At 65.2% G+C, this 26,557-nt stretch carries 22 protein-coding genes and 1 pseudogene; 9 read left to right on the plus strand and 14 right to left on the minus strand.

Annotation, left to right across the window (positions count from 1 at the left end; all coding sequences use genetic code 11):
• Nucleotides 1–57: 57 nt before the first annotated feature.
• Together AC3G88_RS22405 and AC3G88_RS22410 are read left to right on the plus strand one after the other, a co-directional pair.
• Nucleotides 58–777 carry a glutamine amidotransferase gene (locus AC3G88_RS22405; RefSeq protein ID WP_488773091.1) on the plus strand — a complete coding sequence of 240 codons (720 nt, stop codon included), beginning with the start codon at nt 58–60 and terminating at the stop codon, nt 775–777.
• Entirely contained in the window at nt 774–1,505 is a 732-nt protein-coding gene (locus tag AC3G88_RS22410; RefSeq protein ID WP_488773090.1) for an MOSC domain-containing protein, read from the plus strand. The genes AC3G88_RS22405 and AC3G88_RS22410 overlap by 4 nt, the downstream gene beginning before the upstream one ends.
• A 49-nt stretch (nt 1,506–1,554) precedes the next feature.
• Here the strand turns inward: AC3G88_RS22410 and AC3G88_RS22415 are convergent, their stop codons facing one another.
• Entirely contained in the window at nt 1,555–3,939 is a 2,385-nt protein-coding gene (locus AC3G88_RS22415; RefSeq protein ID WP_488773089.1) for a hypothetical protein, read from the minus strand.
• A gap of 137 nt (nt 3,940–4,076) precedes the next feature.
• Nucleotides 4,077–4,331: a DUF1289 domain-containing protein gene (locus AC3G88_RS22420; protein ID WP_487523741.1), complete on the minus strand. Its 255-nt coding sequence runs from the start codon at nt 4,329–4,331 to the stop codon at nt 4,077–4,079.
• Between the two features lie 173 nt (nt 4,332–4,504).
• Between AC3G88_RS22420 and AC3G88_RS22425 the strand changes: the two genes are divergently transcribed.
• The gene (locus AC3G88_RS22425) at nt 4,505–4,939 is read left to right on the plus strand and encodes a PaaI family thioesterase (RefSeq protein ID WP_228770891.1); all 435 of its coding nucleotides are present in this window, start codon (nt 4,505–4,507) and stop codon (nt 4,937–4,939) included.
• Nucleotides 4,940–4,993: 54 nt separating this feature from the next.
• Here the strand turns inward: AC3G88_RS22425 and AC3G88_RS22430 are convergent, their stop codons facing one another.
• From AC3G88_RS22430 to prpB, 5 genes are all read right to left on the minus strand, one after another.
• A complete protein-coding gene (locus tag AC3G88_RS22430) occupies nt 4,994–6,115 on the minus strand; it encodes an asparaginase (protein WP_153947753.1) in 1,122 nt (373 codons plus the stop codon).
• A gap of 290 nt (nt 6,116–6,405) precedes the next feature.
• Nucleotides 6,406–7,599 (minus strand): 2-methylaconitate cis-trans isomerase PrpF, encoded by a 1,194-nt coding sequence (gene prpF / locus AC3G88_RS22435; RefSeq protein WP_488773088.1) that lies wholly within the window; start codon nt 7,597–7,599, stop codon nt 6,406–6,408.
• A gap of 20 nt (nt 7,600–7,619) precedes the next feature.
• Nucleotides 7,620–10,217: a Fe/S-dependent 2-methylisocitrate dehydratase AcnD gene (acnD, locus tag AC3G88_RS22440; protein ID WP_488773087.1), complete on the minus strand. Its 2,598-nt coding sequence runs from the start codon at nt 10,215–10,217 to the stop codon at nt 7,620–7,622.
• Nucleotides 10,218–10,298: 81 nt separating this feature from the next.
• Nucleotides 10,299–11,456: a bifunctional 2-methylcitrate synthase/citrate synthase gene (prpC, locus tag AC3G88_RS22445; protein ID WP_153947750.1), complete on the minus strand. Its 1,158-nt coding sequence runs from the start codon at nt 11,454–11,456 to the stop codon at nt 10,299–10,301.
• A 115-nt stretch (nt 11,457–11,571) separates the two neighbouring features.
• On the minus strand, nt 11,572–12,480 hold the full coding sequence (gene prpB / locus AC3G88_RS22450; protein ID WP_488773086.1) for a methylisocitrate lyase: 909 nt from the start codon (nt 12,478–12,480) through the stop codon (nt 11,572–11,574).
• 380 nt (nt 12,481–12,860) lie between these two features.
• Here prpB and prpR point away from each other — a divergent pair, with 380 nt between their 5' ends.
• Both prpR and AC3G88_RS22460 read left to right on the plus strand, forming a co-directional pair.
• Nucleotides 12,861–14,801 carry a propionate catabolism operon regulatory protein PrpR gene (prpR, locus tag AC3G88_RS22455; RefSeq protein WP_488773166.1) on the plus strand — a complete coding sequence of 647 codons (1,941 nt, stop codon included), beginning with the start codon at nt 12,861–12,863 and terminating at the stop codon, nt 14,799–14,801.
• 240 nt (nt 14,802–15,041) lie between these two features.
• Nucleotides 15,042–16,190 (plus strand): Fic family protein, encoded by a 1,149-nt coding sequence (locus AC3G88_RS22460; RefSeq protein WP_488773085.1) that lies wholly within the window; start codon nt 15,042–15,044, stop codon nt 16,188–16,190.
• A 17-nt stretch (nt 16,191–16,207) separates the two neighbouring features.
• Here the strand turns inward: AC3G88_RS22460 and egtB are convergent, their stop codons facing one another.
• Together egtB and AC3G88_RS22470 are read right to left on the minus strand one after the other, a co-directional pair.
• Nucleotides 16,208–17,506 (minus strand): ergothioneine biosynthesis protein EgtB, encoded by a 1,299-nt coding sequence (egtB, locus tag AC3G88_RS22465; RefSeq protein WP_488773084.1) that lies wholly within the window; start codon nt 17,504–17,506, stop codon nt 16,208–16,210.
• Nucleotides 17,507–17,793: 287 nt separating this feature from the next.
• A complete protein-coding gene (locus AC3G88_RS22470) occupies nt 17,794–18,414 on the minus strand; it encodes an FMN-dependent NADH-azoreductase (protein ID WP_153947746.1) in 621 nt (206 codons plus the stop codon).
• Nucleotides 18,415–18,527: 113 nt separating this feature from the next.
• Here AC3G88_RS22470 and AC3G88_RS22475 point away from each other — a divergent pair, with 113 nt between their 5' ends.
• The 3 genes and pseudogenes from AC3G88_RS22475 (at nt 18,528) to AC3G88_RS22485 (ending at nt 21,913) form a co-directional block, all read left to right on the plus strand.
• Nucleotides 18,528–19,526 (plus strand): LysR substrate-binding domain-containing protein, encoded by a 999-nt coding sequence (locus AC3G88_RS22475; protein WP_488893987.1) that lies wholly within the window; start codon nt 18,528–18,530, stop codon nt 19,524–19,526.
• Nucleotides 19,527–19,637: 111 nt separating this feature from the next.
• Nucleotides 19,638–19,736, plus strand: a pseudogene (locus AC3G88_RS22480) (GntR family transcriptional regulator); the annotation flags it as partial.
• A gap of 233 nt (nt 19,737–19,969) precedes the next feature.
• Entirely contained in the window at nt 19,970–21,913 is a 1,944-nt protein-coding gene (locus AC3G88_RS22485; RefSeq protein ID WP_023082230.1) for a tyrosine-type recombinase/integrase, read from the plus strand.
• 53 nt (nt 21,914–21,966) lie between these two features.
• Here the strand turns inward: AC3G88_RS22485 and AC3G88_RS22490 are convergent, their stop codons facing one another.
• Complete coding sequence (locus tag AC3G88_RS22490; protein WP_031668795.1) at nt 21,967–22,608, minus strand: substrate-binding domain-containing protein; 642 nt, start codon at nt 22,606–22,608, stop codon at nt 21,967–21,969.
• A 104-nt stretch (nt 22,609–22,712) separates the two neighbouring features.
• Here AC3G88_RS22490 and AC3G88_RS22495 point away from each other — a divergent pair, with 104 nt between their 5' ends.
• Complete coding sequence (locus tag AC3G88_RS22495; RefSeq protein ID WP_031668796.1) at nt 22,713–23,003, plus strand: helix-turn-helix domain-containing protein; 291 nt, start codon at nt 22,713–22,715, stop codon at nt 23,001–23,003.
• A gap of 21 nt (nt 23,004–23,024) precedes the next feature.
• Here the strand turns inward: AC3G88_RS22495 and AC3G88_RS22500 are convergent, their stop codons facing one another.
• The 4 genes from AC3G88_RS22500 to AC3G88_RS22515 are packed head-to-tail and all read right to left on the minus strand — an operon-like array spanning nt 23,025 to nt 26,540.
• A complete protein-coding gene (locus AC3G88_RS22500) occupies nt 23,025–23,915 on the minus strand; it encodes a LysR family transcriptional regulator (RefSeq protein WP_023082233.1) in 891 nt (296 codons plus the stop codon).
• A 36-nt stretch (nt 23,916–23,951) separates the two neighbouring features.
• Entirely contained in the window at nt 23,952–24,275 is a 324-nt protein-coding gene (locus tag AC3G88_RS22505; RefSeq protein ID WP_031668797.1) for a DsrE family protein, read from the minus strand.
• Between the two features lie 36 nt (nt 24,276–24,311).
• On the minus strand, nt 24,312–25,682 hold the full coding sequence (locus AC3G88_RS22510) for a dihydrolipoyl dehydrogenase (RefSeq protein WP_023082234.1): 1,371 nt from the start codon (nt 25,680–25,682) through the stop codon (nt 24,312–24,314).
• A gap of 57 nt (nt 25,683–25,739) precedes the next feature.
• On the minus strand, nt 25,740–26,540 hold the full coding sequence (locus AC3G88_RS22515) for a sulfite exporter TauE/SafE family protein (protein ID WP_023082235.1): 801 nt from the start codon (nt 26,538–26,540) through the stop codon (nt 25,740–25,742).
• Nucleotides 26,541–26,557: the final 17 nt, after the last annotated feature.

Genomic DNA, 26,557 nt, shown 5'->3' on the forward strand with positions numbered 1-26,557 from the left:
GGTATCGTATGGGGCCGCATTGAAATCCAAGCCATTTTCCAGCAGGAGTGTCAGTCGATGAGCGAATCCAGGCGCCAGTTGCGTACCGATGTCATCCAGCATGTTGCCTTCGAGCATGCGGGCGTGATTGCCGAGGTGGCGCGCGACCGCGGCCATGACATCCGTATCTACCAGGCGGGCGTGGACGACCTGACGCTGGTGCAGACCGACCCGGCCGATCTGCTGGTTGTGCTTGGGGGCCCCATCGGCGTTTACGAGACCGAAGCCTACCCGTGGCTGGAGGCCGAGATCGGCGTGATCCGCCAGCGCCTGGCAGACGAACTGCCGATCATCGGCGCCTGCCTGGGCGCGCAGCTGATTGCCGCCGCATCGGGCGCGCGCGTCTATCCGGGTACGCGCGAAATCGGCTGGGGCCAGATCCAGCCGACCGACGCCGGGCGCCGTTCGCCGCTGGCGGTGCTGGCCAACGCCGACTGGGAAGTCCTGCACTGGCACGGCGACACCTTCGACCTGCCGGAAGGCGCCGAACTGCTGGCATCGACGGCGGCCACGCCGAACCAGGCCTACGCCATCGGCAAGCATGTGCTGGCGCTGCAGTTCCACCCCGAGGTGAAGCCCGGCGATATCGAGACGTGGCTGATCGGCCATACCGTTGAACTGGCCAGGGCCGGCATCGATCCGCGCACGATCCGCCGCCGTACGGCCGAGATTGGTGCCACGGTGGCCAGTGCCGGCGAACTGATGTTTGCGCGGTGGATGGAGGAAGCGGGGCTGTGAGCAGAGGGCGTCCCCACGATATCGACGAGCGGATCGATGTCCGCATCGATGCGCTGCTGGCAGGCCGCGTCCGGCCGTTCGGGCCCAAGGGCGTGCCCAGCGGCATCGACAAGACGGCAATCGACGGGCCGGTACGTGTGACCACCATCGGGCTGGACATCGACGAACAGGGCGATCCGAAACACCATGGCGGGCCCGAAAAGGCGATCCACCACTATCCGCACGACCACTATGCTGGCTGGCGCGGCGAACTGGCCGGGCACGGTAGCAACATCGACGTACTCGAACGCGCCGGCGCATTTGGCGAAAATCTGAGTACAACGGGTTTGACGGAGGCCGATGTCTGCATCGGCGACCGCTTCCGGCTGGGCACGGCACTGGTGGAGGTCTCGCAGGCCCGCCAGCCATGCTGGAAGCTCAATCATCGCTTCGGGTTTGCAGGCATGTCGCGCGCCGTGCAGGGTAGCGGCCGTACGGGCTGGTACTACCGTGTGATCGAGGAGGGCGATCTGGCCGCCGGCGATCGCCTGGTGCTGGTGGCGCGGCCCTGTCCGGACTGGAGCCTGCAACGGCTGCTGCACGTGCTCTACGTCGACCGGCTCAATATCGCCGCGCTGGCCGAGATGGCGGAGCTGCCGGTCCTGGCAGAAAGCTGGCGCAAGCTGGCCCGCCAGCGCGTGGCGAACCACGCAGTCGAGGATATGGAGAAACGGCTGGCGGGTGGGTAAGGCCGGCTGGCATTGCCTGCCGCCAGCCTTCCTGTGTCAGGGCCGCGGCCTAGCGGCGGCGCCTTCTGTCATCGTCCGAGCCGGCGCTTTCGTCGTCCATGGGCTCGATCAGCCTGAACCCCGCGCGTTGCTTGACCAGCGCCGACGGTGTCGTGATGGCCGACGTGAATACATCGGTCACCCCCCGGCCGCTCAAATAGTTCAGGTACACCTGCAATCCAAAGCTTGCCGCGCCGCGTACGCCGTTCTGGCGATAGAGAACATTCTGCGGCACGCTGACCACGGTGCCGACATCCGCCTGGGTGGGATCGTCCTCGTCGATGCTGCCTAGCAGGACCGAGACGGGGAAGCCCTGATATAGCACCAGTACATAGATGGCAGGTTCGCCTTCCGCGATGGAGGTGACCATGCTGTCCGCCATCCTGCGCCCGGTATGCGCAAGGGAAGCCTGGCCGGGGGACATGGCGTTGTCGCTGGCGAAACGGCGGTAGTCATCGCGCCAGCGTTGCAGCACGCTCGACAGGCGCAGCATGACCGGAATGTTGTCCCAGTTGTGAATCTCGAAGGTGAACGGGTTCCGCGCGTCCTGTTCCCAGCGCCCGTTCCTGAGGACTCTTGGCAAGACGGTCTGCGGCTGGAAGTTTCGCAAATCGATCTGATACCGACCCAGCGGCGCGGTCTGCGCCTCGGCCAGCGTAGCCGGCGCCGTATTGGACTGCACGAGTTGGCCGTTGCCCGCTGCGTGCATGCGGGCTGCCGCCACCTCCATGTCCATGGTGCCATTGCGCGACACCTGGAAGACCTGGTCGGCAGCGCGATACGCAGCCATCGCGGTCTCGCGGCGATTGTCGCGCGTTGTCGAGCCGTCCCGCTCCCGTACCGCCGCGATCAGTTCATTCTCAAGCTCTGGGTTCGAGGATGCATAGCCGGTGGTGCCGTGGGCCAGAATGCTGGAGACGACCTGTTCGAATCTTTCCGAATCCCACTGGGGCCCGAACAGCGCCTGGAACAGCGCGATGATCGTCATCGTCCGGCTGACGCAATCGGCTGGATCGTCCACGCCGCGTCGCATGCGGGGTGTCACGATATGCTCGACCTCCGTGCGGCAGACGCGCGAGGCTGCATAGACTGCCATGGGATTGCGCCCCATGGCCGTATAGGACACCAGCCTGGTTTCGGGCACTGCGGTTCTGGGCCTCGCAGGTGTCACTGCGTTGAAACCCGTGTGGGCCGGAGCCCCTGCCGAGTAACGGACCGCATTCGGGTCCTGCGTGGCCTTGCCCGGGGACGGGGCGCTGCACTGACCGAGGAAGAACGTGGCGACGGCGAGCATCTCGTTGCGCCAGCACGCGGTCGGCGGCTGCAGCCGCGCTTCCGGCTTGACCTGTGCGAATGACAGTGCGGCAATTCGCACTGCCTCGCCGGTTTCGTTCTCGATCGCGAGTGTCGTGCCGAGCGGGGCGGCCGGGCGCTGCACGGTAGCAATTGGCGATGTCCGCAGCACTTTTCGCATCCGGTCGGACGACACGAGCTGGACATCGATGTGCGTTGGGTCTTCGTAGGCCAGGGCGATGGAAACGAATGCCGCCTCGGCATCGAGGTCGAACTTGGCGACGTTGCGAAACGTATACGCATCCTCGATGTCGGCAGTATGCCCGCTGAACTTGATGCGCAGGGCGTTGCCAACGTAGACGTGAAAGTACTGCCGCGAGCTGGTCTCGACGGTCATTACCACCTGACTCAACGGGTAATGCTTGCCGTCCGGGGTGTTGCCGACGATATCGGCAAGGTTGTATCCCTCCGAAAATCCAACGGGACAGTCAATGCTGCAATTCAGCCGCGTTCTGACGACCTGGAGCGACCGCGTCTTGTCGTTGAACGCGTTGAAGAAGTTGGCGCCGTAATACCGGACGTAAGACTCGCCTTTTCCTAATTGTTCAGAGAACGCGTAGAAGGCGAGGTCCTTCGCCATCAGCAACGACGACGCATTACTGTCGACACTGTCGGATAGTGTCCACTCCAGCGCCCCCGGGGCAAAGCAATTCTCCCGACCCTGGAACCGGGCGTGCTTGTAGACGCACGCCCGGGGCACCGCAAGGAAGCTGCTGAAGGTCATGGCGGAAGCGTCCACCGTCCGGGCATAGTCCCCGGTGAAGCGCCGAAGCTGACCTCTGAACTTCGGACCGGATGAGACGACGAGCTCGGTATCCCAATCGAGCTTGACCGACTTGAAGGCCAGGCCATCTGGCACATCGACCTGCGTGTCGATGTTGAAGCAGCGTTTGTCGCCCTGGTAATCCGCCTCTGTATAGACGCACGCCTGGCCGGCCAGGGCTTGCCCGCTGGCAGCCACAGATAGCCAGAGCAGTAACGATCCGACGTGGCGCGACCATCCTGTGCGCCATGGTCGGCGCTGCAATGCACGTGTTGCCATGCTCAATCTCCCGATGCCGCGGAACTTTCCGCCCGCGCATTCTGGGGAGATCAAAAATGGCCGACCTTGGCTCGTATCAATCCATCAACACTATCGTGAAAGTGCGACAGGAAACGTACAAATCGCGTTCTTCCGGCCTATTCCTGGCGGAATCGCCATGCCGTGGCTTCGCGCGTGATCCGCTCCCAGATCCCCTGTTTTTCCTCTTCGCTATAGAACACCCAGTTGCTGACTTCGGCTGCGGTGCGGCCGCAGCCCTGGCATACCTCGTCGAACAATGTCGAGCAGATGCCGATGCAGGGGCTGTCCGGGCGGTCGCTCAGGCGCGTCTGGGCCTCGTCCTGGTCGGAAGTGGCGGGCGAATGGAGCGGATCGGGGGTATTGGCGGACATGAAGCGGGGCGCTGCGGAAAAGGCCGTATGGCGGCTGGCCGCACATTATAAACGCCCGGCCCCGGCGCCTTCGGCACTTGGGAATTACCCCTGAGGTCATTGTGGACCGCTTGACGGCCATCTACCCTTGACGGGTCATGATTCCAGTCCAGTTGATGCCAGGGAGGCCGTCCATGTCCGCAAAGTCAGTCGAACCCCGCAATGCCGCCATGCTCGAATCGGTGCTGGGCGGATCGCCCGTGGCGCGCGCGCTCGGGATTCGCTTCGATGTAGTAGCGCCAGATCATGTGGAGCTGCTGCTGCCATTCAGCATGCAAAACATCACCGTGGGCGACATGGTCCACGGCGGCGTCATCGCCACGCTGATCGATGTGGCCGGCGCGGCGGCGGCGTTTACTGCCGTGGATCTGGAGGTCGTGAAGGGCGGGGCGACCGGATCGCTGTCGATCCAGTATCTGGCACCGGCAAAATCCGCGACGCTGCGTGCCGTGGCGGACGTGGTACGCCGGGGCAAGCGCCAGGTGGTGACCGAGGTGTCGGTGTTTGCCGAGAGCGAGGCAGAAGCCGTGCTCGCCGCCAAGGCGCTGATGAGCACGGCACTGCTGTAGGCAGTCAGGCGGCCCCGGCGGGGCCGGGGCCTTGCTCGTCAACCGAGCCGGCGATCAGTACTTCCAGAAGATCTGCTGCAGGGCCTTCGGGTCGTTGGTCTTGGTCAGCGCCAGCGCCATCAGGATGCGCGCCTTCTGCGGCAGCTGGTCGTCGGTGACGATCCAGTTGTACTTGTCGTCCGGCTGCTCGGCGTTGCGCACGACGATGCCGCTGCCCGTGCGCGAGGCCCGCACCACCTGCACGCCCTTGGCCTGCGCGGCCTTGAGCGGCTCCACCATGTAGTCGCCCACGCTGCCGTTGCCGGTCGCGGCATAGACGATGGCCTTGGCGCCGTTCTTGACGGCCGCGTCGATGCTGGCCGGATTCACGTTGCCGTAGGCGTAGACCACGGCCACTTCAGGCAGCTTGTCGATCTTGTCGATATCGAACTCGGTCTGCAGCGTGTGCGGGCGGGCCAGGGTGCGGTAGTACAGCGTGCGGCCTTCCACCACGTAGCCCAGCGGGCCGAACGGCGAGCGGAACGTCTCGGTCTTGAACGTGTTGGTCTTGGTCACGTCCCGGCCGGTGTGGATTTCGTCGTTGAGCACCACCAGCGCGCCCTTGCCCTTGGAGGCCGGGCTCGAAGCCACCAGCACGGCATCGTAGAGGTTCAGCGCGCCGTCGGCGCCCAGCGCCGTGCCCGGACGCATCGAGCCAACCACCACCACGGGCTTGTCGCTCTTGAGCGTCAGGTTCAGGAAGTACGCGGTTTCCTCGATCGTGTCGGTGCCGTGCGTGATGACGATGCCGTCCACGTCAGGCTGCTTGAGCAGTTCCGACACGCGCTTGCCCAGCTTCAGCAGGCGTTCGTTGTTGAAGCTCTCGGAGCCGATCTGGAAAATCTGCTCGCCCTTGACGTTGGCGACCTTCGAGATTTCGGGGACCGAGGCAATGATCTTGTCCACGGGCACCACGGCGGACTGGTACGCCGCGGTGTTGGTGGCCGATGCACCCGCGCCGGCGATGGTGCCGCCGGTGCCGATGATGACGATGTTGGCCTTGCGCGCTTCGGCCGTGGTGCCGGCGGGCGCGGAGGCGCTGGCCGACGGGGCCAGTTGCGCATGCGCGGTGCCGGTCAGCAGCGCGGCGGACAGCAGCAGGGTGGCAAGGGTGGTGAGCTTGGCAGGTCGTTGCATGATTCTCCTCTTTCCCGGCCTGGTGCGTGATTCTTGTGGAAACAGCAGGGGCCGCTTTTGATTGGTTCGTTGAACCGCCGCAAGCCGCAATGGTTCGCGAACGGAGCCAGAACTATAACCACGCCACGGCGTTGCGTCGACAACTTCAACAGAATCCTTGCACCCGCGCAAAACGTATGCTGGATAAGACAAAGCGGCATTCTCCTGTCAGGAAGAATGCCGCCCGGTGACGACAATTTCAGAAAAGTCCGAGAGCCACGTCAGATCTATCGCATGGAACAAGGGATCGGCTAGAACGCGTCTCCCGGCACGCGCACCCAGCCTTCCATCAGCACGCGTGCGCTGCGGCTCATGATGGCCTTCTGCACGGTCCACTGGCCGTCCACCAGCGCGGCCTGCGCGCCCACGCGCAGCGTGCCCGACGGATGGCCGAAGCGCACGGCCTCGCGCTCGCCGCCGCCGGCCGCCAGGTTCACCAGCGTGCCCGGCACGGCAGCCGCCGTGCCGATCGCCACGGCCGCGGTGCCCATCATCGCGTGGTGCAGCTTGCCCATCGACAGCGCACGCACCAGCAGGTCCACGCTGCCGGCTTCCACCGTCTTGCCGCTCGACGCGGTATAGGTGGCAGGCCGGGCCACGAACGCCACCTTGGGCGTGTGCTGGCGCTTCTTCGCTTCGTCGATATCCTGGATCAGGCCCATGCGCCTGGCGCCGTAGGCCCGGATCGTCTCGAACATCGCCAGCGCCTTCGGGTCGCCGTTGATGGCGTCCTGCAACTCGGTGCCGGTGTAGCCGATGGCTTCCGCCTCGACGAAGATCGTCGGGATGCCGGCGTTGATCATCGTGGCCCGGAGCGTGCCCACGCCGGGCACGTCCAGGTCGTCGATCAGGTTGCCGGTCGGAAACATCGCACCGCCGCCGTCGTCGCCTTCCTCGGCGGCCGGGTCCATGAACTCGAGCTGGACTTCGGCTGCCGGGAAGGTCACGCCATCGAGCTCGAAATCGCCGGTTTCCTGCACCGCGCCGTTGGTGATCGGCACATGCGCGATGATCGTCTTGCCGATATTGGCCTGCCAGATCCTCACGGTCACGGTTCCATTTTCAGGAATCCGCGAGGCCTCGATAAATCCGTTGCTGACCGCGAACGGGCCCACGGCCGCCGACAGGTTGCCGCAGTTGCCGCTCCAGTCCACGAACGGCTGGTCGATCGACACCTGGCCGAACAGGTAGTCCACGTCGTGGTCCGGACGCGAACTCTTTGCGATGATCACCGTCTTGCTGGTGCTGGACGTGGCGGCGCCCATGCCATCGATCTGCTTGCCGTACGGATCGGGGCTGCCGATCACGCGCATCAGCAGGCGGTCGCGTGCTTCGCCGGGCTTCTGCGCCGATTCGGGCAGGTCCTGCAGCCGGAAAAACACACCCTTGCTGGTGCCGCCACGCAGGTACGTGGCGGGAATCCTGATTTGAGGTACGTGAGACATCGTAGTTTTCCTAATACCGATCAGGCTGCGGCGCGCGACGATTCCAGGAAATCCTGGGCAAATCGCTGCAGCACGCCGCCGGCTTCATAGATCGACACTTCCTCGTCGCTGTCCAGCCGGCACAGCACCGGCACTTCCACCTTTTCGCCGTTCCTGCGATGGATCACCAGCGTCAGCTCGGCGCGCGGGCGGCGTGCGCCTACCACGTCGAACGTCTCGGTGCCGTCGATCCCCAGCGTCAGACGGTTGGTGCCGGGCAGGAATTCCACCGGCAGCACGCCCATGCCGATCAGGTTGGTGCGGTGGATGCGCTCGAAGCCTTCGGCCACGATGGCTTCCACGCCGGCCAGCCGCACGCCCTTGGCAGCCCAGTCGCGCGACGAGCCCTGGCCGTAGTCGGCCCCGGCCACCACGATCAGCGGCTGCTTGCGATCCATATAGGTCTCGATGGCTTCCCACATGCGCACGACCTTGCCTTCGGGCTCGATGCGGGCCAGCGATCCCTTCTTGACCGCGCCATCGACCACGGCCATCTCGTTGATCAGCGTCGGGTTGGCGAACGTGGCGCGCTGGGCGGTCAGGTGGTCGCCGCGGTGCGTGGCGTACGAGTTGAAGTCTTCTTCCGGCAGGCCCATCTTTGCCAGGTACTCGCCGGCCGCGCTGTTGCGCAGGATGGCGTTGGACGGCGACAGGTGGTCGGTGGTGATGTTGTCGCCCAGCACCGCCAGCGCGCGCATGCCGCGCAGCGTGCGCTCGCCGGCCAGCGCGCCTTCCCAGTAAGGCGGGCGGCGGATGTACGTGCTTTGCGGGCGCCAGTCGTACAGCGGATCGATCGACGTGTCGTTCTCGGCGTGCAGCGCGAACATCGGCTCGTAGACCTTGCGGAACTGCTCGGGCTTCACGCTCTGCTTCACGATTGCGTCGATTTCCTCGTCGCTCGGCCAGATGTCCTTCAGGTAGACCGGCTTGCCGCTCGCGTCGGTGCCCAGGGCATCCTGCTCGATATCGAAGCGGATCGTGCCGGCGATGGCGTAGGCCACCACCAGCGGCGGCGACGCCAGGAACGCCTGCCTGGCGTACGGGTGGATACGGCCGTCGAAGTTGCGGTTGCCGGACAGCACGGCCGTGGCGTACAGGTCGCGGTCGATGATCTCCTGCTGGATCTTCGGGTCGAGCGCGCCCGACATGCCGTTGCAGGTCGTGCAGGCAAACGCCACGATGCCGAAGCCGAGCTTTTCCAGGTCCGGCAGCAGGTTGGCTTCCTGCAGGTACAGTTCCACCGCCTTCGAGCCCGGCGCCAGCGACGACTTGACCCACGGCTTGCGCGTCAGGCCGCGCGCGTTGGCGTTGCGGGCCAGCAGCGCGGCGGCAATCACGTTGCGCGGGTTGCTGGTGTTGGTGCAGCTCGTGATGGCGGCGATGATGACCGCGCCGTCGGGCATCTGGCCCGGCGTTTCCTCCCACTTGCCGGCAATGCCGCGCGCGGCCAGGTCGGACGTCGGCAGGCGCTTGTGCGGGTTCGACGGGCCGGCCATGTTGCGGACCACGGTGGACAGGTCGAAATGCAGAACGCGCTCGTATTCGGCCGTCTTCAGCGCATCGGCCCACAGCCCGGCGGTTTTGGCGTAGGTCTCCACGAGCTGGACCTGCGCTTCGTCGCGGCCGGTCAGGCGCAGGTATTCGGTGGTCTGCCCGTCGATGAAGAACATCGCGGCGGTGGCGCCGTATTCGGGCGCCATGTTCGAGATCGTGGCGCGGTCGCCCAGCGTCAGACTCGACGCACCTTCGCCACGGAATTCCAGATAGGCGCCGACGACCTTTTCCTTGCGCAGGAATTCGGTCAGCGCCAGCACGATGTCGGTGGCGGTGATGCCGGGCTGGCGGCGGCCGCTCAGTTCCACGCCGACGATGTCGGGCAGGCGCATCCACGACGCGCGGCCCAGCATCACGTTCTCGGCCTCCAGGCCGCCCACGCCGATAGCGATCACGCCCAGCGCGTCAACGTGCGGCGTGTGGCTGTCGGTGCCCACGCAGGTGTCGGGGTAGGCCACGCCGTGGTCGGCATGGATCACGGGCGACATCTTTTCCAGATTGATCTGGTGCATGATGCCGTTGCCCGGCGGGATCACGTCGACGTTGCGGAACGCCTTCTTGGTCCAGTTGATGAAATCGAAGCGGTCTTCGTTGCGGCGATCCTCGATGGCGCGGTTCTTCGCGAACGCGTCGGGATCAAAGCCGCCACATTCCACGGCCAGCGAGTGATCGACGATCAGCTGCACCGGCACCACGGGGTTGACCTTGGCCGGGTCGCCGCCCTGGTCGGCGATGGCATCGCGCAGGCCGGCCAGGTCCACCAGCGCAGTCTGGCCCAGGATGTCGTGGCAGACCACGCGGGCCGGGAACCACGGGAAATCGAGGTCACGCTTGCGCTCGACAAGCTGCCTGAGCGAATCGGTCAGCGTGGCGGGGTCGCAGCGGCGCACCAGGTTTTCGGCCAGCACGCGCGACGTGTACGGCAGTTTGTCCCAGGCGCCCGGGGAGATGTCATTGACGGCAGCGCGGGCGTCGAAATAATCGAGACGGGTCCCGGGCAGCGGTTTGCGGTAGGCAGTGTTCATGGCGACGTGAGGACTGTGCGTGCCTGCCACCGCCCGGCGGGTGGCCGGGCCGGGTGGCGGCACTGTTGTTGTTGCAATGGATCAGGCGCGCTTCTCGATCGGCACGAACTTCAGGTCTTCCGGGCCGGTGTAGTTGGCCGTCGGACGGATGATCTTGTTGTCGATCCGTTGCTCGATCACGTGCGCGGCCCAGCCCGACGTCCGGGCGATCACGAACAGCGGGGTGAACATCGCGGTGGGCACGCCCATCATGTGGTAGCTCACGGCGCTGAACCAGTCCAGGTTCGGGAACATCTTCTTGGCGTCGGCCATGACCGTTTCCAGGCGCTCGGCGATGTTGAACATCTTCATCGAACCGGCGTCCTTCGACAGCTTGCGTGCCACTTCCTTGATCACGACGTTGCGCGGGTCGGCGATCGTGTACACCGGGTGGCCGAAACCGATCACCACTTCCTTGTTTTCCACGCGGCGGCGGATGTCGGCCTCGGCCTCGTCCGGGGTGTCGTAGCGTTTCTGGATCTCGAACGCCACTTCGTTCGCACCGCCGTGCTTCGGGCCGCGCAGCGCGCCGATGCCGCCGCAGATGGCCGAATACATGTCGGAGCCGGTGCCGGCCACCACGCGGCAGGCAAACGTCGAGGCGTTGAACTCGTGCTCCGCGTACAGGATCAGCGACGTCTGCATCGCGCGCTCCCACAGCTTGCTGGGGGGCTCGCCGTGCAGCAGGTGCAGGAAGTGCGCGGCAATCGATTCGTCGTCGGTTTCCACCTCGATGCGGCGGCCGTTGTGGCTGTAGTGGTACCAATACAGCAGCATCGATCCCAGGCTGGCCATCAGGCGGTCGGCGATGTCGCGCGCGCCCGGCGTGTTGTGGTCGTCCTTTTCCGGCAGCACGGTGCCCAGCACCGACACGCCGGTGCGCATCACGTCCATCGGGTGGGCGCTGGCCGGCACCCATTCCAGGGCGGCCTTCACGTTGGCGGGCAGGCCGCGCAGGGCCTTCAGCTTGGTCTTGTAGGCGGCCAATTCGGCCTTGTTCGGCAGCTTGCCGTGCACCAGCAGATGGGCGATTTCCTCGAATTCGCACGTATCGGCGATGTCGAGGATGTCGTAGCCGCGGTAGTGGAGATCGTTCCCGCTACGGCCAACGGTGCACAGGGCGGTGTTGCCGGCGGCAACGCCCGACAGGGCAACGGATTTCTTGGGCTTCGGCGTGGCCAGCGGTTGGGCTTCGGACATCTGGGTCTCCTTGATTCGATTTCGAGTGTTTGGGGTGCGTGCGGTCATGGTGGGGTGTCCTATTGCAGCGCAACAGACCGCATCGCAAAGAATAACGCGTACGTGTGCGGGGGCGTTACCGGGCCTTGCCTTGCGCGAACAGTGCGTCGAGCTTCTGCTCGTAGGCATGGTAGTCGATCCGCTCGTAGAGTTCGGCGCGCGTTTGCATGGTGTCCACGACGTTCTTCTGCGTGCCGTCGCGGCGGATGGCCGCAAAGACGTTTTCGGCGGCCTTGTTGGCGGCGCGGAACGCCGACAGCGGGTACAGCGCCATGGCCACGCCCACGCCGCGCAGATCGTCGAGCGTGAAATACGGGGTGGCGCCGAATTCGGTCAGGTTGGCCAGCACGGGCACCTTCACGGCGTCCACGAACCTGGCGTACATCGCCAGGTCGGTCATGGCTTCCGGGAAGATGGCATCGGCGCCGGCTTCGGCGCAGGCCACGGCGCGCTCGATGGCGGCGTCCAGGCCTTCGACGGCCAGCGCGTCGGTGCGGGCCATGATGACGAAGTGCTCATCGGTACGGGCATCCACGGCGGCCTTGATGCGGTCCACCATTTCGTCCTTGCCGACGATCTCCTTGTTCGGGCGATGGCCGCAGCGCTTGGCGCCGACCTGGTCTTCGATATGCATGGCCGCGGCGCCAAACTTGATCAGCGACCGCGTGGTGCGCGCCACGTTGAAGGCCGACGAGCCGAAGCCGGTGTCAACATCCACCAGCAGCGGCGTGTCGCAGACATCGGTGATGCGGCGGATGTCGGTCAGCACATCATCGAGATTGGAGATGCCCAGGTCCGGCAGGCCCAGCGAGCCCGCGGCCACGCCGCCGCCCGACAGGTAGATCGCGCGATACCCGGCGCGCTTGGCCAGCAGCGCATGGTTGGCGTTGATCGTGCCCGGAATCTGCAGCGGGGTCTCGTCGATCAGGGCCTGGCGGAAGCGGGCACCCGCGGAGCGGGCAAGTTCGTTGGCGGAAAAAGTCATGGCTTGGATCTCTGGGTTGGTTCAATCCTGCTTCGGAGGCAGGGCGGCTCTTTAGCGCAAGGGGTGTGCCAGCCCGCTGAAACGCGAGCCCCGCGCCGCCCGGGCGGCATTCCGGTAGGCAGAAACCCTTATGCGTCAGTGGCTTAGGTGATGTCGACGGCCAGTCATCGCCCACATGAAAGGCCGCTTGCATCACAATAATGCGCTTGTGCATTGCAGGCATGCAATCTTTGGATTTCAAAGTTGAAATGCTTTGCGATGGCGCGCACAATCGGCAAACCGATCTCTTGCGTCCTGCCGCCATGTCGTCGCTGCCTGCCCCGATCCCGCTGAACCCGGCTTCCCCGGCCGTTCCCGGTGCGCGTCCGCGCATCTGGGCGATGGGGATCAGCCGCCTGTCGCGCGCCTTCGCCGACCTGATTCCGGCGTACGCCGCCCGCGCGGAATTCCGCATCGTCGGGCGGGCGTTCGAGTCGGCGGCCAGCGCCATCAACCGCGAGGCGCGCGAGAACCGCGTCGATGTGGTGGTGGCCGGGGGCTCCAACGGCGCCTACCTGCGCCAGCACGTGGACGTGCCCGTGGTGCTGGTCAAGGTCACCGGCTTCGACGTCATGAGTGCGCTGGCCACCGCGCGACGCATTTCGCCCAAGGTGGCCCTTGTCACGCATGCGTCCACGTACGCCGAAGTGGACGACTTCGTGGGTGCGTTCGGGCTCGATATTCCCCGCTATACCTACCTGACCGAAGACGATGCCACGGCGCGCGTGCGGGCGCTGAAGGAAGAAGGCATCCGCGTGGTGGTGGGGCCCGGCATGGTGACCGACCTGGCCGACAAGTACGGGCTGATGGGCGTGTTCCTGTATTCCGGCAACGCCGTGCGGCTGGCGCTGGAGGATGCGATCGAGGCCGCGCGGCTGCGGCGTATCGAATCCACGCGGCGCGATTACGTCAATGCCATCCTGGCCCACCTGAACGAAGGCGTGGCGGCCGTGGACGCCGAAGGGCGCGTGCAGGCGTTCAATCCGGCGATGGAGCGATTCCTGGGCACGCCGGCCGGCGCGGCCGTGGGGCGCAAGCTGTCCACGCTGGCACCGGGCCTGTCGCTCGATGGCGTGATGCAGAGCGGCGCGCGCGAGCTGGAGGCGATCCACCGGCTGGGCGACCGGATGGTGGTGGTCAACCGCATTCCGATCGTCGGCGAGTCTGGCGCTTCGGGGGCGGTGCTGACGATCCAGGACGCCAATGCGATCCATCGCGCCGACCGCAACCTGCGCTCGCGTACGCGGGCCCGCGCGGCGGGCGTGCGCTACAGCCTCGACGACCTGGCCGGCGATTCCCCCGCCATGAGCGACCTGCGGGCGCTGGCGCGGCGCTACGCGGTGGTCGATTCGACGGTGCTGGTCAGCGGGGAAAGCGGCACCGGCAAGGAGGTGCTGGCACAGGGCATGCACGATGCCAGCCCGCGCCGCGCGTTTCCGTTCGTTGCCGTCAACTGCGCGGCATTTCCGGAGGCACTGCTCGAATCCGAACTGTTCGGCTACGAGGAAGGGGCGTTCACGGGCGCCCGGCGCGGCGGCAAGGCCGGCCTGTTCGAATCGGCCCACAACGGCACGCTGTTCCTGGACGAAGTGGGCGACATGCCGCCAGCCTTGCAAACGCGGCTGCTGCGCGTGCTGCAGGAAAAGCAGGTGCTGCCGATTGGCGGTCTGGAAGCCGTGCCGGTCAACGTCCGCGTGATCGCCGCCACCCACCGCGACCTGGCCGCGCTGGTGCGCGAAGGGACGTTCCGCCAGGATCTTTACTACCGGCTCAATATCCTGCGGATCGAAATGCCGCCGCTGCGCGAGCGCGCGGCCGACCTGCCGGCGCTGGCCGCGCTGCTGTACCGGCGTGCCCAGGAACGGCTGGGCATCGACACGCCCGAGCCGCTGCCCGACGTAGTGCGCGGGCGGCTGGCCCGCTATATCTGGCCGGGCAACATCCGCGAACTCGAAAACGTGACAGAACGCATCGCCGTGCTCGTCGCCGGGACGGACCTGGCCCCGGCCGCGCTGCAGCGTGAACTGCAGGCGGCTGTCCCGGAACTGTTTTCGGGGCACGACATGGCCGTCCTGCAGCCGCCGGCAACGGACATGCCCGAGCCGGGCGGAGCAGGGCTGGCGGGTGTTGCCGGGACGCAATCGCTGGCCGGCGTCGCCAGGGCAAGCCAGGCCGAACACATCCGCCGCGTGCTGGCCGAGTGCGGCGGCAACCGTGCCGCCGCCTGCGCCCAGCTGGGCATCAGCGCCACCACGCTTTGGCGGAGGCTGCGGGAGGGATGAAGGGCATCGGCTGTGCTTGGCACATAAACGCAATTAACGGCCACCATGGATCGCAATGCTCGAAGGCCGTTCCGGCCCTGTGCATGCATACTCAGGGGCCGACATAGACGCAGAAAATCGTGGTCGTTCAGCTCACAAACTGCAGCGAATAAAGCACTTACGGCGATCGCGGCCCCTAATCACCGCAAATTCTGCGGTGATTAGCTTGTTCTTGCGGGGAATAGCCACCATAATCTCCGCATGAATCGCGGCGAATACACCTACATCTGGCAGGCACCCGACTGGCCCACTTGGCGATACGACGCCGGTGCGCTGGCGACGCCGATGGCCGAAGCCAGCCACGCGCAGGGGCTGCTGCTGGGACGGCTGTCCGATGTCGGCATGGGCCTGCGCGACCAGGCCTGTCTTGCCGCACTGACCGATGACGTGGTCAAGACGAGTGAAATCGAGGGCGAGCATCTCAGCGTGCATTCCGTTCGCTCGTCGATCGCGCGCAGACTCGGCGTCGACATCGGCGCGCTGGCGCCGGTAGATCGCCACGTCGAGGGCGTGGTCGAACTGGTGCTCGATGCCACGGCCAATTGCCGGACCCCCGTCAGCCAGGCGCGTTTGTTTGGCTGGCACGCGGCGCTTTTCCCTACCGGCTACTCCGGGCTGTCCTCGATCAACGTCGCCCAATGGCGCGACGACGCTGCGGGCCCGATGCAAGTGGTCTCGGGACCGCTGCACCGGCAGCGCGTCCATTTCGAAGCGCCGCCGGCCGGGCGTCTGGCGGCGGAGACCGCGCGATTCCTGGATTGGGTCAATGGCCCGCCTGTCGAGCCGCCGCTGGTCCGGGCCGGCCTGGCCCATCTTTGGTTTGTGACGCTGCACCCGTTCGACGACGGCAATGGGCGTATCGCGCGCGCCATTGGCGACTTGATGCTGGCCCGTGCCGATGGCAGTTTGCAGCGGTTCTACAGCCTGTCAGCGCAGATCCAGCGTGAGCGCAATGCGTACTACGACATCCTCGAGCGGACCCAGAAGGATTCGATGGATGTCACCCCGTGGCTCGCGTGGTTCTTCGAAACGTTGCTGCGTGCCGTGCAGCAGGCCCACGCCACGCTCGACGACGTATTGGCCAAGGCACGATTCTGGCGTCATTGGGGCATGCAGGCGCTCAACGCCCGGCAGGTCAAGGTGCTGAACCGGCTGCTGGACGGCTTCGAGGGCAAGCTCACCAGCAGCAAGTGGGCGGCCATTGCCAAATGCTCCGCAGATACGGCGCTGCGCGACATCAACGATCTGGTGGCGCGCGGGGCGCTGCGCAAGGCGGTTGGCGGCGGACGCAGCACGAGCTACGCGTTGAACGACGCGCCGCCGGACGCCCATGGCCACGCAGGCCATTGAGTGCGTGGCGTCAGCCCTCAAACATCGTCCGCCAGCCGCACCCCGGTGAATTGCCAACGCTGGTGCGGGTAGAAGAAGTTGCGATAGGTGGCGCGGATGTGCGATTCGGGGGTGACGCACGACCCGCCGCGCAGCACCATCTGGCTGCTCATGAACTTGCCGTTGTATTCGCCCACCGCGCCAGCACTGGGCCGGAAGCCCGGGTAGGGCAAGAAGGCGCTGGCCGTCCATTCCCAGACATCGCCGAACATCTGCCGCAGCACGCCCGACGTGTTCTGCCGGTCCGGCAGCGGCCGCAGCGAGCGGCCTTCGATGAAATTGCCGGTCGCGGGCAGGTTGCGGGCCGCGTGTTCCCATTCGGCTTCGGTCGGCAGGCGGCGTTCGGCCCAGCGCGCGAAGGCGTCGGCCTCGAAGAAGCTCACATGCGTGACCGGGCTTTCCGGGTCAACCGGCTGCATGCCGCGCAGCGTCATGTGCCACCAGGTGCCCTCACGGTCTTCCCAGTACAGCGGCGCCTCGATGCGGTTGTCGCAGACCCAGCGCCAGCCATCGGACAACCACAGCCCGGCGGTCTGGTAGCCGCCGTCCTCGATGAATTCGAACCACTGGCGGTTGCTCACGGGGTGCGAGCACAGCGCATACGGCTGCAGCAGCACCTGGTGGCGCGGCGTTTCACAGTCGAACGCAAAGTCGTCGTCGCCATGGCCCACCGTGACGATGCCGCCGGGCAGCGTGATCCAGTCGGGCGCGGGGCGGGGATCGGCCACCACCGGCACCGCCAAGGCCGGCGCGTACGCCGGGCGCAGCGGATTCTGGGCAAACAGATGAAGGATGTCGGTCAGCAGCAGTTCCTGGTGCTGCTGCTCGTGATGCAGGCCCAGCGTGATCAGCGCGGCTTCGTCGTCGGTCTGGGCCGACATCAGCAGCGTGAACATGCTGTCGTCCACGGCCTCGCGGTAGGCCAGCACCTCGTCCAGCGACGGTCGGGTCAGCAGCCCGCGCCGTGGCCGGGGATGGCGCGCGCCGACCGCTTCGTAATAGGAATTGAACAGGTAGCGATACTGCGGGTCCACCGGCTCGTAGTCGGGGATGCGTGCGCCAAGCACGAACTCCTCGAAGAACCACGTGGTATGGGCCAGGTGCCATTTGGCGGGGCTGGCGTCGTCCATCGACTGCACGGTGGCGTCGGCATCGGACAGGTCAGCCACCAGCGCCTCGGTGGCGGCGCGCACATGGCGATACTGGCTCAGCAGGGCGGGTTCGTGCGGCGGATGACTGGCGGTGGCAGGCAGCAGGGCTGAGGCGGCGGCGGTCATGCAGACTCCCGGATGACGGCGGATGCAGGGCTGGCTGGCAGGTTGTCCAGACAGTCGAACCATCATAGACCCATCTGCGCCGGGGGGCGAGCCGGGTGACTTCCGCGATCCCTGTAGGTCGATGCCTACAGCGGCCCGCACGCTGCGTACAGGCAAAAAAATGACAGGTACCCCTGATGGGGATACCTGTCTCAGACAGCAGCCGGCGCCACGGGGATCAGCGCCGGTACTTCACGGAGGCGGGGTGACGGCTCCAGTCGACAACCGGCTGGAACCAATCAGGCAGTTCAGGCGGCGGCGCGCAGCGCGTCGTTCAGGGCGGCGATTTCGGTCTTGGCCGTGCTCAGGCCAGCCTCGCGGGCTTCCGGACCCATGGCCAGGCCGTGGGCGCGGACGAACGAGATATCGGTAATGCCCAGGAAGCGCAGCACCACGTCGACAGTCACTTCATGCAGGTCCAGCGCCGCGCCGTCCTGGCGCACGCCGCCGCGCGACGACACCACGATGGCCTTCTTGCCCTTGGCCAGGCCTTCCGGACCATTCTCGGTGTAGCGGAACGTACGGCCGGCTTGCGCGATGCGGTCGATCCAGGCCTTGAGCTGGCTCGGGATACCGAAGTTGTATTGCGGTGCGCCAATCACGAGCACGTCGGCGGCCAGGAATTCGGCCAGGTATGCCTCGGTGATGTCCAGTTCGGCCTGCTGGGCGGCATTCAGGCCGTCCTTCGGGCCGCCCAGCACGGGCAGCAGGTGGTTGCCGAGGTGGGCCGGCGCTTCACGGTCCAGGTCGCGCACGGTGACCTTGGCGCTGGGGTTCTGGGCCACGAGGTCGGCCACGATGCTGGCGGTCAGGTTGCGCGAGACGGAGTTGTCGCCCAGTACGCTCGAATCGATCTGCAGGATGTTCATTGTCTGGCTCCACTAGTTCGGTTGGGATGGCTGAAAGATATAGTCTGGCCATTGATGCCGGTAGTGAGGCAAAATGCAAATGATTGTTCTATCGATGCAACGGAGCGCCCACCATGCAGGATCTCAACGATTTGTCGCTGTTTGCCCAGGTGGTGCAGCACGGCAGCTTTTCCGCAGCCAGTCGCGCCACGGGGGTGCCTAAATCGCGCCTGTCCCGGCGCATCGCCCAGCTGGAGCGGGATCTGGGCGTCCAGCTGCTGCGCCGGACCACGCGTCAGGTGCGTGTGACGCCGCTTGGCGAGTCTTACTACGCCCATTGCCGCGACATGCTGCAGGCCGCAGAGGCGGCGCGTGAAGTGATCGATCAGGCGCGCGAGCAGCCGGGCGGTCATCTGCGGATCAGTTGTCCCGTGGCCATCGTCCAGATCCTGTTGGCGCCCAATATCGGCCACTTCATGCGCGCCAATCCTGGTGTCCAGCTGGAGATCGATGCCACGAACCGCCGGGTTGACGTGATCGGCGAGGGCTATGACCTGGCCCTGCGCGTGCGCAATGTGCTGGACGATTCCAGCCTGGCCGTGCGCACCTTTGGCCGGAGCGACATGAAGCTGGTGGCCAGCCCCGCGCTGCTGGACAGCATTGGCCGCCCGCGCACGCCGCAGGCGCTGGAAGGCATGCCCGGGGTGGCGCAGAAACCGCACGAAGGGCGCCATGTCTGGACGTTGTTCGACAAGGCGGGCGAGCCCGTCCATATCGGATACGACCCGCGTCTGGTGTCCGACGAGTTCGCGATCCTGCGCGAGGCGGCCATCGCCGGCGTGGGCGTCGCCATGCTCCCGCGCATGTACTGCCGCGACGATGTCGAGCGCGGCGACCTCGCAGTGGTGCTGCCCCAGTGGGACCTGCCGATGGGCGTGCTGCACGCGGTGTTTCCGTCCCGGCAGGGCGTTACGCCGGCACTGCGCCGTTTCCTCGATTTCCTGGCCGAAGTGCTGCCGGAACACGCGCGCAAGGTGGGCATGATGACGACGACCGGTGTGCCGATGCATGCGGCGCCGCCCACCGCGCCGCCGCCCGCGCGATCGGGCACCCAGAAGGCGGACGCGGACTGAGTCCAGGCCGGCGCTTCCCGTTGGCGCTGCGCCTTTACCTTCACGCTGGCACGATCTAAGGTAGTTGTGCAGGTCACATGCGCCTGCATCAAACCGCAAGGAGCCATCGCGATGAGTCGCACGCAAGGAACGCAAGACCTGGGCAAAGCCATTCTCCGTATCGTGCTGGGCGTGCTGATCCTCTTGCACGGCATTTCGAAGCTGATGTCCCGCTCCAAGTTATGATCTACAGACTTCTACTGACGTCTGTAAGTCGTTGAAAAGAGGGGCTTCGGCCCCTTTTTTCATTCCAGCGAGCGCCACGGAAATCCACCCACAGCTACCGTTTTTGAGTGACCAATTGAGGCACAAGAATACGGGTGGGGCGGCTACCGGATAGTTGCTGGGGCTGAGCGGGAACCATGACGAGCATAGAGCCTAAGTCATAACTTAGGAGCCTCGAAATGGCACTCTCTGATCTGACCGTCCGGCAGGCAAGGACCACCGGCAAGCGCTACACCATCTCCGACAACGACTGCTTGGGCCTGATGGTCTCTGCCGCAGGCGGCAAGTCGTGGATCTTCCGCTACTACTGGCTGGGCAAGCAGAAGCGCTTGTCCCTCGGCGGCTATCCCGCCCTCAGCCTGCGCGAGGCCCGCGCCGAGAGAGACAAGGCCCAAGCCCTGCTCGCCAGGGGGATCGATCCCCAAATCGAACGCGATCAGCGTCGGCACGCGGCCAGGCTGGCAGGCGAATATACCTTCAAGAACGTCTTCGATGCCTGGGTCGAGCATCGCCGCAAGGAACTCAAGGAGGGCCGCCAGAGCACGCTCTCGCAGATCCTGCGCATCTTCAACAAGGACGTGCTGCCCACCCTGGGGAAGATGTCGGTCTACGACATTCGCCGCCCCCAGCTCCTGGGCGTTCTGGCGGCGATCGAGAAACGCAAGGCGTTCACCACCGCCGAGAAGGTCCGCACTTGGTTCAACCAGTTGTTCCGCTATGCCCTGGTGATCGCCGAGGGGCTGGAAGTCAACCCGGCCGCGGACCTGGATGTGGTGGCCGAACCCAAGCCCCCGGTGGCCCATAACCCCTACCTCCACCTGCCCGAGATGCCCGAGTTTCTTCAGAAGCTGCGGTGCTACAACCCTCGGGGCTGGCAGACTCAGCTTGGCGTCCGGCTGCTGTTCCTGACGGGGGTGCGCACGGGCGAGTTGCGGTTGGCCGAACCAGAACAGTTTGACCTCGACCGCGGCTTGTGGATCATCCCGCCGCAGGTGGTCAAGCAGCTCCAGGACGAAATGCGCAAGGCTGGCAAGCGGCCGCAGGACGTGCCGCCCTACATCGTGCCTCTGTCCCTGCAGGCCATCGAGATCGTGCGCTATCTCCTGGGCGTGATGCGGCCGGCGCAGAAGTACCTGCTGTCGCACCGCAGCGAACTCAAGAAGCGCATCAGCGAGAACACCCTCAACAAGGCCGTGCAGCTCATGGGGTATGAGGGGCGCCTGACCGGCCACGGCATCCGCGGCACCATCTCGACGGCGCTCAACGAGATCGGCTACCCGAAGATTTGGGTGGACGCGCAGCTTTCGCACTCCGATCCGAACAAGGTCAGCTCGGCCTACAACCACGCCAAGTACGTGGAACCGCGTCGCCGGATGATGCAAGACTGGGCTGACCGCCTGGACCTGCTTGAACAGGGCCAAGTGGAAGCCGCGAGCGCGCACCTGACCATCCGCATCGATGGGGTGCCGGCGATGGCGGAAGCGGACGAAGCGGTGGGTGCGGCCTCCACGGTGTCCGAGCCCGTTGTCCCTAGCGTCCCGCCAGTGGTCGCAACGCCCATCGTCGTGACCTCGAACAGCGGCGGAATCACGTTCCAGCGGCTGTCGCAGGTGCCGCCGCCTCCCACGCATGCCCCGGAACCGGAAGTGTCCGCCATCCAGCGCGAGCGCGAAGAAATGCTGGCCATGTACGAATCGCCGAACAATCTGCCTGTCCCGCTGTTCGGCAAGCTGGCCGGCAAGTCCAAAGACCAGATCAACCGGGAACTGAAGGCGGGTAAGCTGCTGTCCATCAGCCTGGGCAACCGAGGGCAGCGTGTTCCCGACTGGCAACTGGTGCCGCTCAAGCACAGGCTGGCCCAGACGCTCATGAACCAGTGCCCGCATGCGGACTCGTGGGACCTGTACCGCATGCTGACCCAGCCGCACCCGGACCTGGGGGATCGCGCGGCCATTGATGTGGTCACGCCGACCAACGTGCCCGCGATCATCCGGGTCATCATGGGCGACTACAAGCGCCGTGAGGATGCGCCCGAGGCCTTTGCCCTGCAGCCTATCCCCGAAGATGTGCGGCAGAGCGTCCGTAGGCTGGTGGACAACGCGGTGGTGCTTGAGGGGGCCTGATCCCCGTGCATCATCCTTTGGCCGGGGAAATGGCCCCGGCCAAAGGGGCGTTGTTACGTGGCACCAGCCCCGGTGATTTGCAGCGCTCTCTGCTCGAAGCGCTCCGAAACGGAGTCGGCTTGCGCGTGGGGCCGGTGCAGGTACGTGACCATCTCATAGGGACCGTCAGAGAGCGGCCGCATGGTGATCCCCCATCCCTGACCATGGTCAATGCGCGCTCGCGCGGATACCCCGACGCCGTAGCCAGCCGCAACCCATAGCGCCAGCATCTCGAATGAAGTCACCCGCTGGATGTTCTCCTGGTCCAACGGCATTAGGGAGATCAGCCTCTCATCTAGCAGAGGGCAAGCCTCGGCCTGCCAGCGATAGATCGGGTAGCCCTGGAGATCGGCGATGGTGAGCTTTGCCCTGTCGAGTAAATGGAACCGCGGCGGCACGGCGACGGCCATGCTCTCGGCCCACAAAGGTTGCGTCTTGAGGGCTGGGTCGCTGGCCCCCTCAAGCGACATCCCTGCGTCGTAGCGGCTTTCACGAAGCCCCTGAAGCAGAACGTCACGTGCAACCTCAAAAAACGAGACGGCGACCTCTGGCTCTTCCGCGCGTTGAAGCGCGAGAAGCGCTGAAAGATGCGATGACGGTACGCCCGGTGCTACGGCAAGTCTGAGACGGGGGAATCGACTCGTGGCGTCGTGCATAAGAGCCCCCAAGAAGAGAATTGATTAAGAAAACAGCCCCATATGATACTTGTGAGTTAAATTTAACGTGGTTAAATTCTCGTGACTGTTCGACGCTTCTGTTAATGCAGAAGCGTACTGTTCAACGAGGCCGTCCCCCAGGCACCACCAGATATGAAGCCGAGCCAGCCTTGGCATTCGGCAAGGCCGTGCGCGCGTTTCGTATGGATCAGGGTGTTGCTCAGGAGGAGCTGGCGGCACTGGCCGGTATTGAGCGTTCGCACATGGGCAAGATCGAGCGCGGGGAGCACTTGCCTTCGCTGTCCGTGATCCTGAAAGTTGCCGCGGCACTCAAGATGAGTGGCACCGAGCTGATGGCTGCAACGGAACGCAATCTTCATGCCGACGCAGGCTAACGCCGTACCGGAAATGGACTTCTATCCGTCCGCCTGGGAGCGCAGTCGAGTAATGAAGCGCTCCAATGCTGGGCATGAAGTGTCGCTGTGTGGCCGAAGCAGATAGGTGGTGATCACGGCCGAATCCGCCGCTAAAGGACGGGCAACGACATCTGCACGGTGGCTGACCGCGAGCCTCGCCGCCGTGGTGAAACCAAGCCCATATCCAGCGCCTACCAAAGTGAGCATCATGTCCAATGAGGATGCGTGCTCGACGACGTTCGGTTCTTGCTCCAGTAGCCGCAGCAGCCGTGTCAGCTCGCGGCTGTAGCCTTCGCATACTTGCGGATCGCACAGCACGAGCGGATAGGAAGCAAGCTTTGTAAGTGGCACCTCCTTATGAGCAAGAAGTGGATGTCGCGCGGGTACTGCCAAGATCAGCGGGTCATGCCATATTGGCTCCGCGATGATTTCATCGCCAACCTCTGCGGTATGGGCAAAGCCGATCGTGAAGTCAACCGATCGCAGCCCACGCAACTGCTCCGACAGAGGAACTTCGCTCAGCCGGATTTCTATCTCAGGTTCTTCTTCGCGACAGTGGGCGAGGTAGGCGGACAGGCGCGGGTCAACAGTGCCATCAGATATGGCGATGCGTAGGCTGCCTTGTAAGCCCGCAGCAATCGCCCTGACGTTCTCCCGGCTCTGTTCCAAAGCCGAGAATACTCTCCGCACGTCTTGCAAGAACGCCGATCCGGCTGGAGTCAGGCGTGTTCCTCTCCGATCCCTGTCGAAGAGCGTTGCACCTAATTCATCCTCAAGCTCTTTGATGGCTCGGGACAGTGGTGGCTGCTCGATGTGCAGACGCTCGGCTGCATGTGTGAAATGCAGTTCCTCAGCCAAGACGACAAAGTAGCGAAGATGGCGCAGTTCCATGCCCTTTCCCCCTTCTGCCGCGTTGGCGGCCTGTTGCTACGATCTGATATAGACCCATCCCGCTCGTTGCATGCGCGCTATCTCGATGACGGCTGGACCCTCCATCACTTGAAGCGGCGGTCGGTTCTCTCTTCCGATTCGCGTCAGTGTCGTGGGGCACACCCAGGTGTGCGTATCCACGTCTGTGTGTGCCTGATCGAGCGCGGACTCGACAGCCTCTGCGTTAAGGACGATGCGTAGTTCGGTCTCGGGCGCGTCGCGCAGGAGATTGACTGCATTCTTGCGCGCGCGCTCCAGTGCTGGCGGAGTCGGCGCATGCAGAATCACTTTCAATGCTTGGTTCTGGATGTCTTGGCTCATGATGGTTCAGGCGTGATAGCGAGGAAAGAGGTTCGGTTACGGGTTTAGCTGCTGCAATGCCGACTTCAATGCGCTTTGCAGCATCTCCTCGATGGAGGGGTGGTAGAACGGCATTGCCAGTAGATCATTGACACTCTGCTTCGCCTGGATTGCCCAAGCCAGCAAGTGCGCCAGGTGTTCGCCCTGCGTGAGCAGCATGCTGGCCCCGAGCACGGCGCCGCTGTCCGGGGCGACGTAGATGCGCAGTAGGTTGTCTTGGGCGTCCAGTATTTTGGAGCGCCCGTTGCCCCCGCCTTGCGCCACGCCGATGATGGCGCCGCGCTGCTGTGCAGCCTCATGCGAAAGGCCGACCGAACACACGTCCGGGTCGGTGAACAGGATCGCGATCGGCACCCGGCGCGCGGGTACCGACCAGGCTTGACCGTGCAGGCCGGCCAGTGCGGCGTGCGCGGCCATTTGCCCCTCGTCCGCCGCCTCGTGCATCAGCGGTCGGTCGGGTTGGACATCGCCGGCGAAGTACACAGGCACGTCCGCTGCGCGCATGGTCTGCGGGTCGACGTGTGGACGTCCATGTTCATCCAGAGCAATCCCCGCAGCACCGAGGTGCAGTGCTTCAGTGTTGGGAGTGCGCCCGGTCACGACCAGAAGGCGATCGACGCAGGCGCTGTGATCGCCCTGGCGCATGCGTATCTGCTCGCCTGCGTCGTCGATCTCGACCGACCCGCCCAGCCACATCGGAAGCTCCTGGCTGAACCTCTGGCGGGCGGCAGCTTGCACCTCTGGATCGAGGATTCCGCCAATGGTCTCGCGCTGGTCGGCCGCGATCACCTGAACATCCAGGCGCGACAGCGCGAGGCCCAGTTCTAGACCGATCGCGCCCAGGCCCAGAATACCCATGCGCTTGGGCAGCACGTCCTGCTCGAACAGGGAATCGGTGGTCAGGATGCGGTCGGACACGCCCTCCAGGAAGCGCGGGATGATGGGGCGGGAGCCGGTTGCCACGATCACGGCGTCGGCCTCGACAACATAGGGGCCGGCCTGCAAGACACCGGGAGCAATGAAGCGCGCCTCGGCCATGATCAGCTGGTCTCCTGCCGCGTTGCGCGTCCGTTGCGCAGCACCGCTGGCCAGCGCGTCCCGCGTTTGCCTAGCGTGGAGCCACAATGCTTGCGGGCCATGTGGTTGCAACAGTGCGCTGCCTTCGGGCAGGCCTTTCGCGGTCGACCACCGCATGCCCGCATGCAGAGCTGCCTTGGACGGCATGCAGCCCACGCGGGCGCAGGTTGTCCCCAACGGCCCGCGATCGATGAGGACTACGTTCTTGCCCGCGGCCCTCGCTGCATGAAATGCCGTGATCCCCGCGGTGCCCGCGCCGATGATCGCGATATCCACTTTCAATGTCTGCATGATGTTCCCATACCAAAGTCAACCGCCACCGGAGCCGTCTCCAGGTGGCGCGTGTGCCTACGAAAAATTGCGGACGACCATCAAGGCCGCGACCAGCACGCATGTCAGGGCGAATCCGCGCTGCAGCTCCCTTGCTGGGATGCGCGGCGCGACCAGTCGCCCGATCCCCATGCCGCCAACCGCCGCGAGCGAGAACGCCCAGGCACCTTGGGTCATGGTGAACCCTTGTGCCCAGGCCATCGAGACGGTTGCCGCAGATATCAGCGCGATCACCATCAACGACGTCGCCACGATGCTATGCACGCGCAGCTCGCTGAAGTAGGTCAGTGCGGGCACGATGATGAAGCCGCCGCCCACTCCCAGCATGCCTGTGGACACGCCAGACACAGCGCCGATCGCGACGAGTGTCAGAAACATCCGCGAGGTCCAGACGAAGCGGCCTGTCTCGGCGGAAACCTGGCACGCCTTGCCAGGAGGCGCGGTTGCCCCGGGCTCCGAGGCGTGGCCTTGCGACGAGCGGAACATGCGGTGGGCCACGATCACCATGACGGCGGCGAATATTGCGGCAAGCCAGGTGTCCGGCAAATGGTGGGCCAGGCGTATTCCCAAGGGAGATGCGACGACCCCCGATGCCGCGAGGACGGCCGCAGCCTTGTAGCGAACAATGCCTTGGCGAAGGCCTTGCAGCGCCCCGACTGCTGCGGCAGCCCCCACCGCGATCAGCGCCACGGGAGCGGCCTGCCGCATGGCCATGCCCAATCCGAAGACCAGGGCCGGCACGGCCAGGATGCCGCCGCCGGCGCCGGTCAGGCCCAATAGCGCGCCGATGAGCACCCCCAGCAGCGCCCCGATCAGCATGGCGCCACCGTCCTGTT

It is taken from the genome of Cupriavidus sp. 86D6 (genome assembly GCF_057815095.1).

Excerpts from the sequence above, each read along its gene's own strand:
- acnD (WP_488773087.1), bottom strand. The coding sequence starts at position 10,217 with ATGAACACTGCCTACCGCAAACCGCTGCCCGGGACCCGTCTCGATTAT.
- AC3G88_RS22425 (WP_228770891.1), top strand. The coding sequence starts at position 4,505 with ATGTCCGCAAAGTCAGTCGAACCCCGCAATGCCGCCATGCTCGAATCG.
- AC3G88_RS22515 (WP_023082235.1), bottom strand. The coding sequence starts at position 26,540 with ATGCTGATCGGGGCGCTGCTGGGGGTGCTCATCGGCGCGCTATTGGGC.
- AC3G88_RS22500 (WP_023082233.1), bottom strand. The coding sequence starts at position 23,915 with ATGGAACTGCGCCATCTTCGCTACTTTGTCGTCTTGGCTGAGGAACTG.
- AC3G88_RS22490 (WP_031668795.1), bottom strand. The coding sequence starts at position 22,608 with ATGCACGACGCCACGAGTCGATTCCCCCGTCTCAGACTTGCCGTAGCA.
- AC3G88_RS22420 (WP_487523741.1), bottom strand. The coding sequence starts at position 4,331 with ATGTCCGCCAATACCCCCGATCCGCTCCATTCGCCCGCCACTTCCGAC.
- AC3G88_RS22430 (WP_153947753.1), bottom strand. The coding sequence starts at position 6,115 with ATGCAACGACCTGCCAAGCTCACCACCCTTGCCACCCTGCTGCTGTCC.
- AC3G88_RS22495 (WP_031668796.1), top strand. The coding sequence starts at position 22,713 with ATGCAGAAGCGTACTGTTCAACGAGGCCGTCCCCCAGGCACCACCAGA.
- AC3G88_RS22405 (WP_488773091.1), top strand. The coding sequence starts at position 58 with ATGAGCGAATCCAGGCGCCAGTTGCGTACCGATGTCATCCAGCATGTT.
- AC3G88_RS22470 (WP_153947746.1), bottom strand. The coding sequence starts at position 18,414 with ATGAACATCCTGCAGATCGATTCGAGCGTACTGGGCGACAACTCCGTC.
- egtB (WP_488773084.1), bottom strand. The coding sequence starts at position 17,506 with ATGACCGCCGCCGCCTCAGCCCTGCTGCCTGCCACCGCCAGTCATCCG.
- prpC (WP_153947750.1), bottom strand. The coding sequence starts at position 11,456 with ATGTCCGAAGCCCAACCGCTGGCCACGCCGAAGCCCAAGAAATCCGTT.
- prpR (WP_488773166.1), top strand. The coding sequence starts at position 12,861 with ATGGGGATCAGCCGCCTGTCGCGCGCCTTCGCCGACCTGATTCCGGCG.
- AC3G88_RS22460 (WP_488773085.1), top strand. The coding sequence starts at position 15,042 with ATGAATCGCGGCGAATACACCTACATCTGGCAGGCACCCGACTGGCCC.
- AC3G88_RS22485 (WP_023082230.1), top strand. The coding sequence starts at position 19,970 with ATGGCACTCTCTGATCTGACCGTCCGGCAGGCAAGGACCACCGGCAAG.
- AC3G88_RS22475 (WP_488893987.1), top strand. The coding sequence starts at position 18,528 with ATGCAGGATCTCAACGATTTGTCGCTGTTTGCCCAGGTGGTGCAGCAC.
- prpB (WP_488773086.1), bottom strand. The coding sequence starts at position 12,480 with ATGACTTTTTCCGCCAACGAACTTGCCCGCTCCGCGGGTGCCCGCTTC.
- AC3G88_RS22505 (WP_031668797.1), bottom strand. The coding sequence starts at position 24,275 with ATGAGCCAAGACATCCAGAACCAAGCATTGAAAGTGATTCTGCATGCG.
- AC3G88_RS22415 (WP_488773089.1), bottom strand. The coding sequence starts at position 3,939 with ATGGCAACACGTGCATTGCAGCGCCGACCATGGCGCACAGGATGGTCG.
- AC3G88_RS22510 (WP_023082234.1), bottom strand. The coding sequence starts at position 25,682 with ATGCAGACATTGAAAGTGGATATCGCGATCATCGGCGCGGGCACCGCG.
- prpF (WP_488773088.1), bottom strand. The coding sequence starts at position 7,599 with ATGTCTCACGTACCTCAAATCAGGATTCCCGCCACGTACCTGCGTGGC.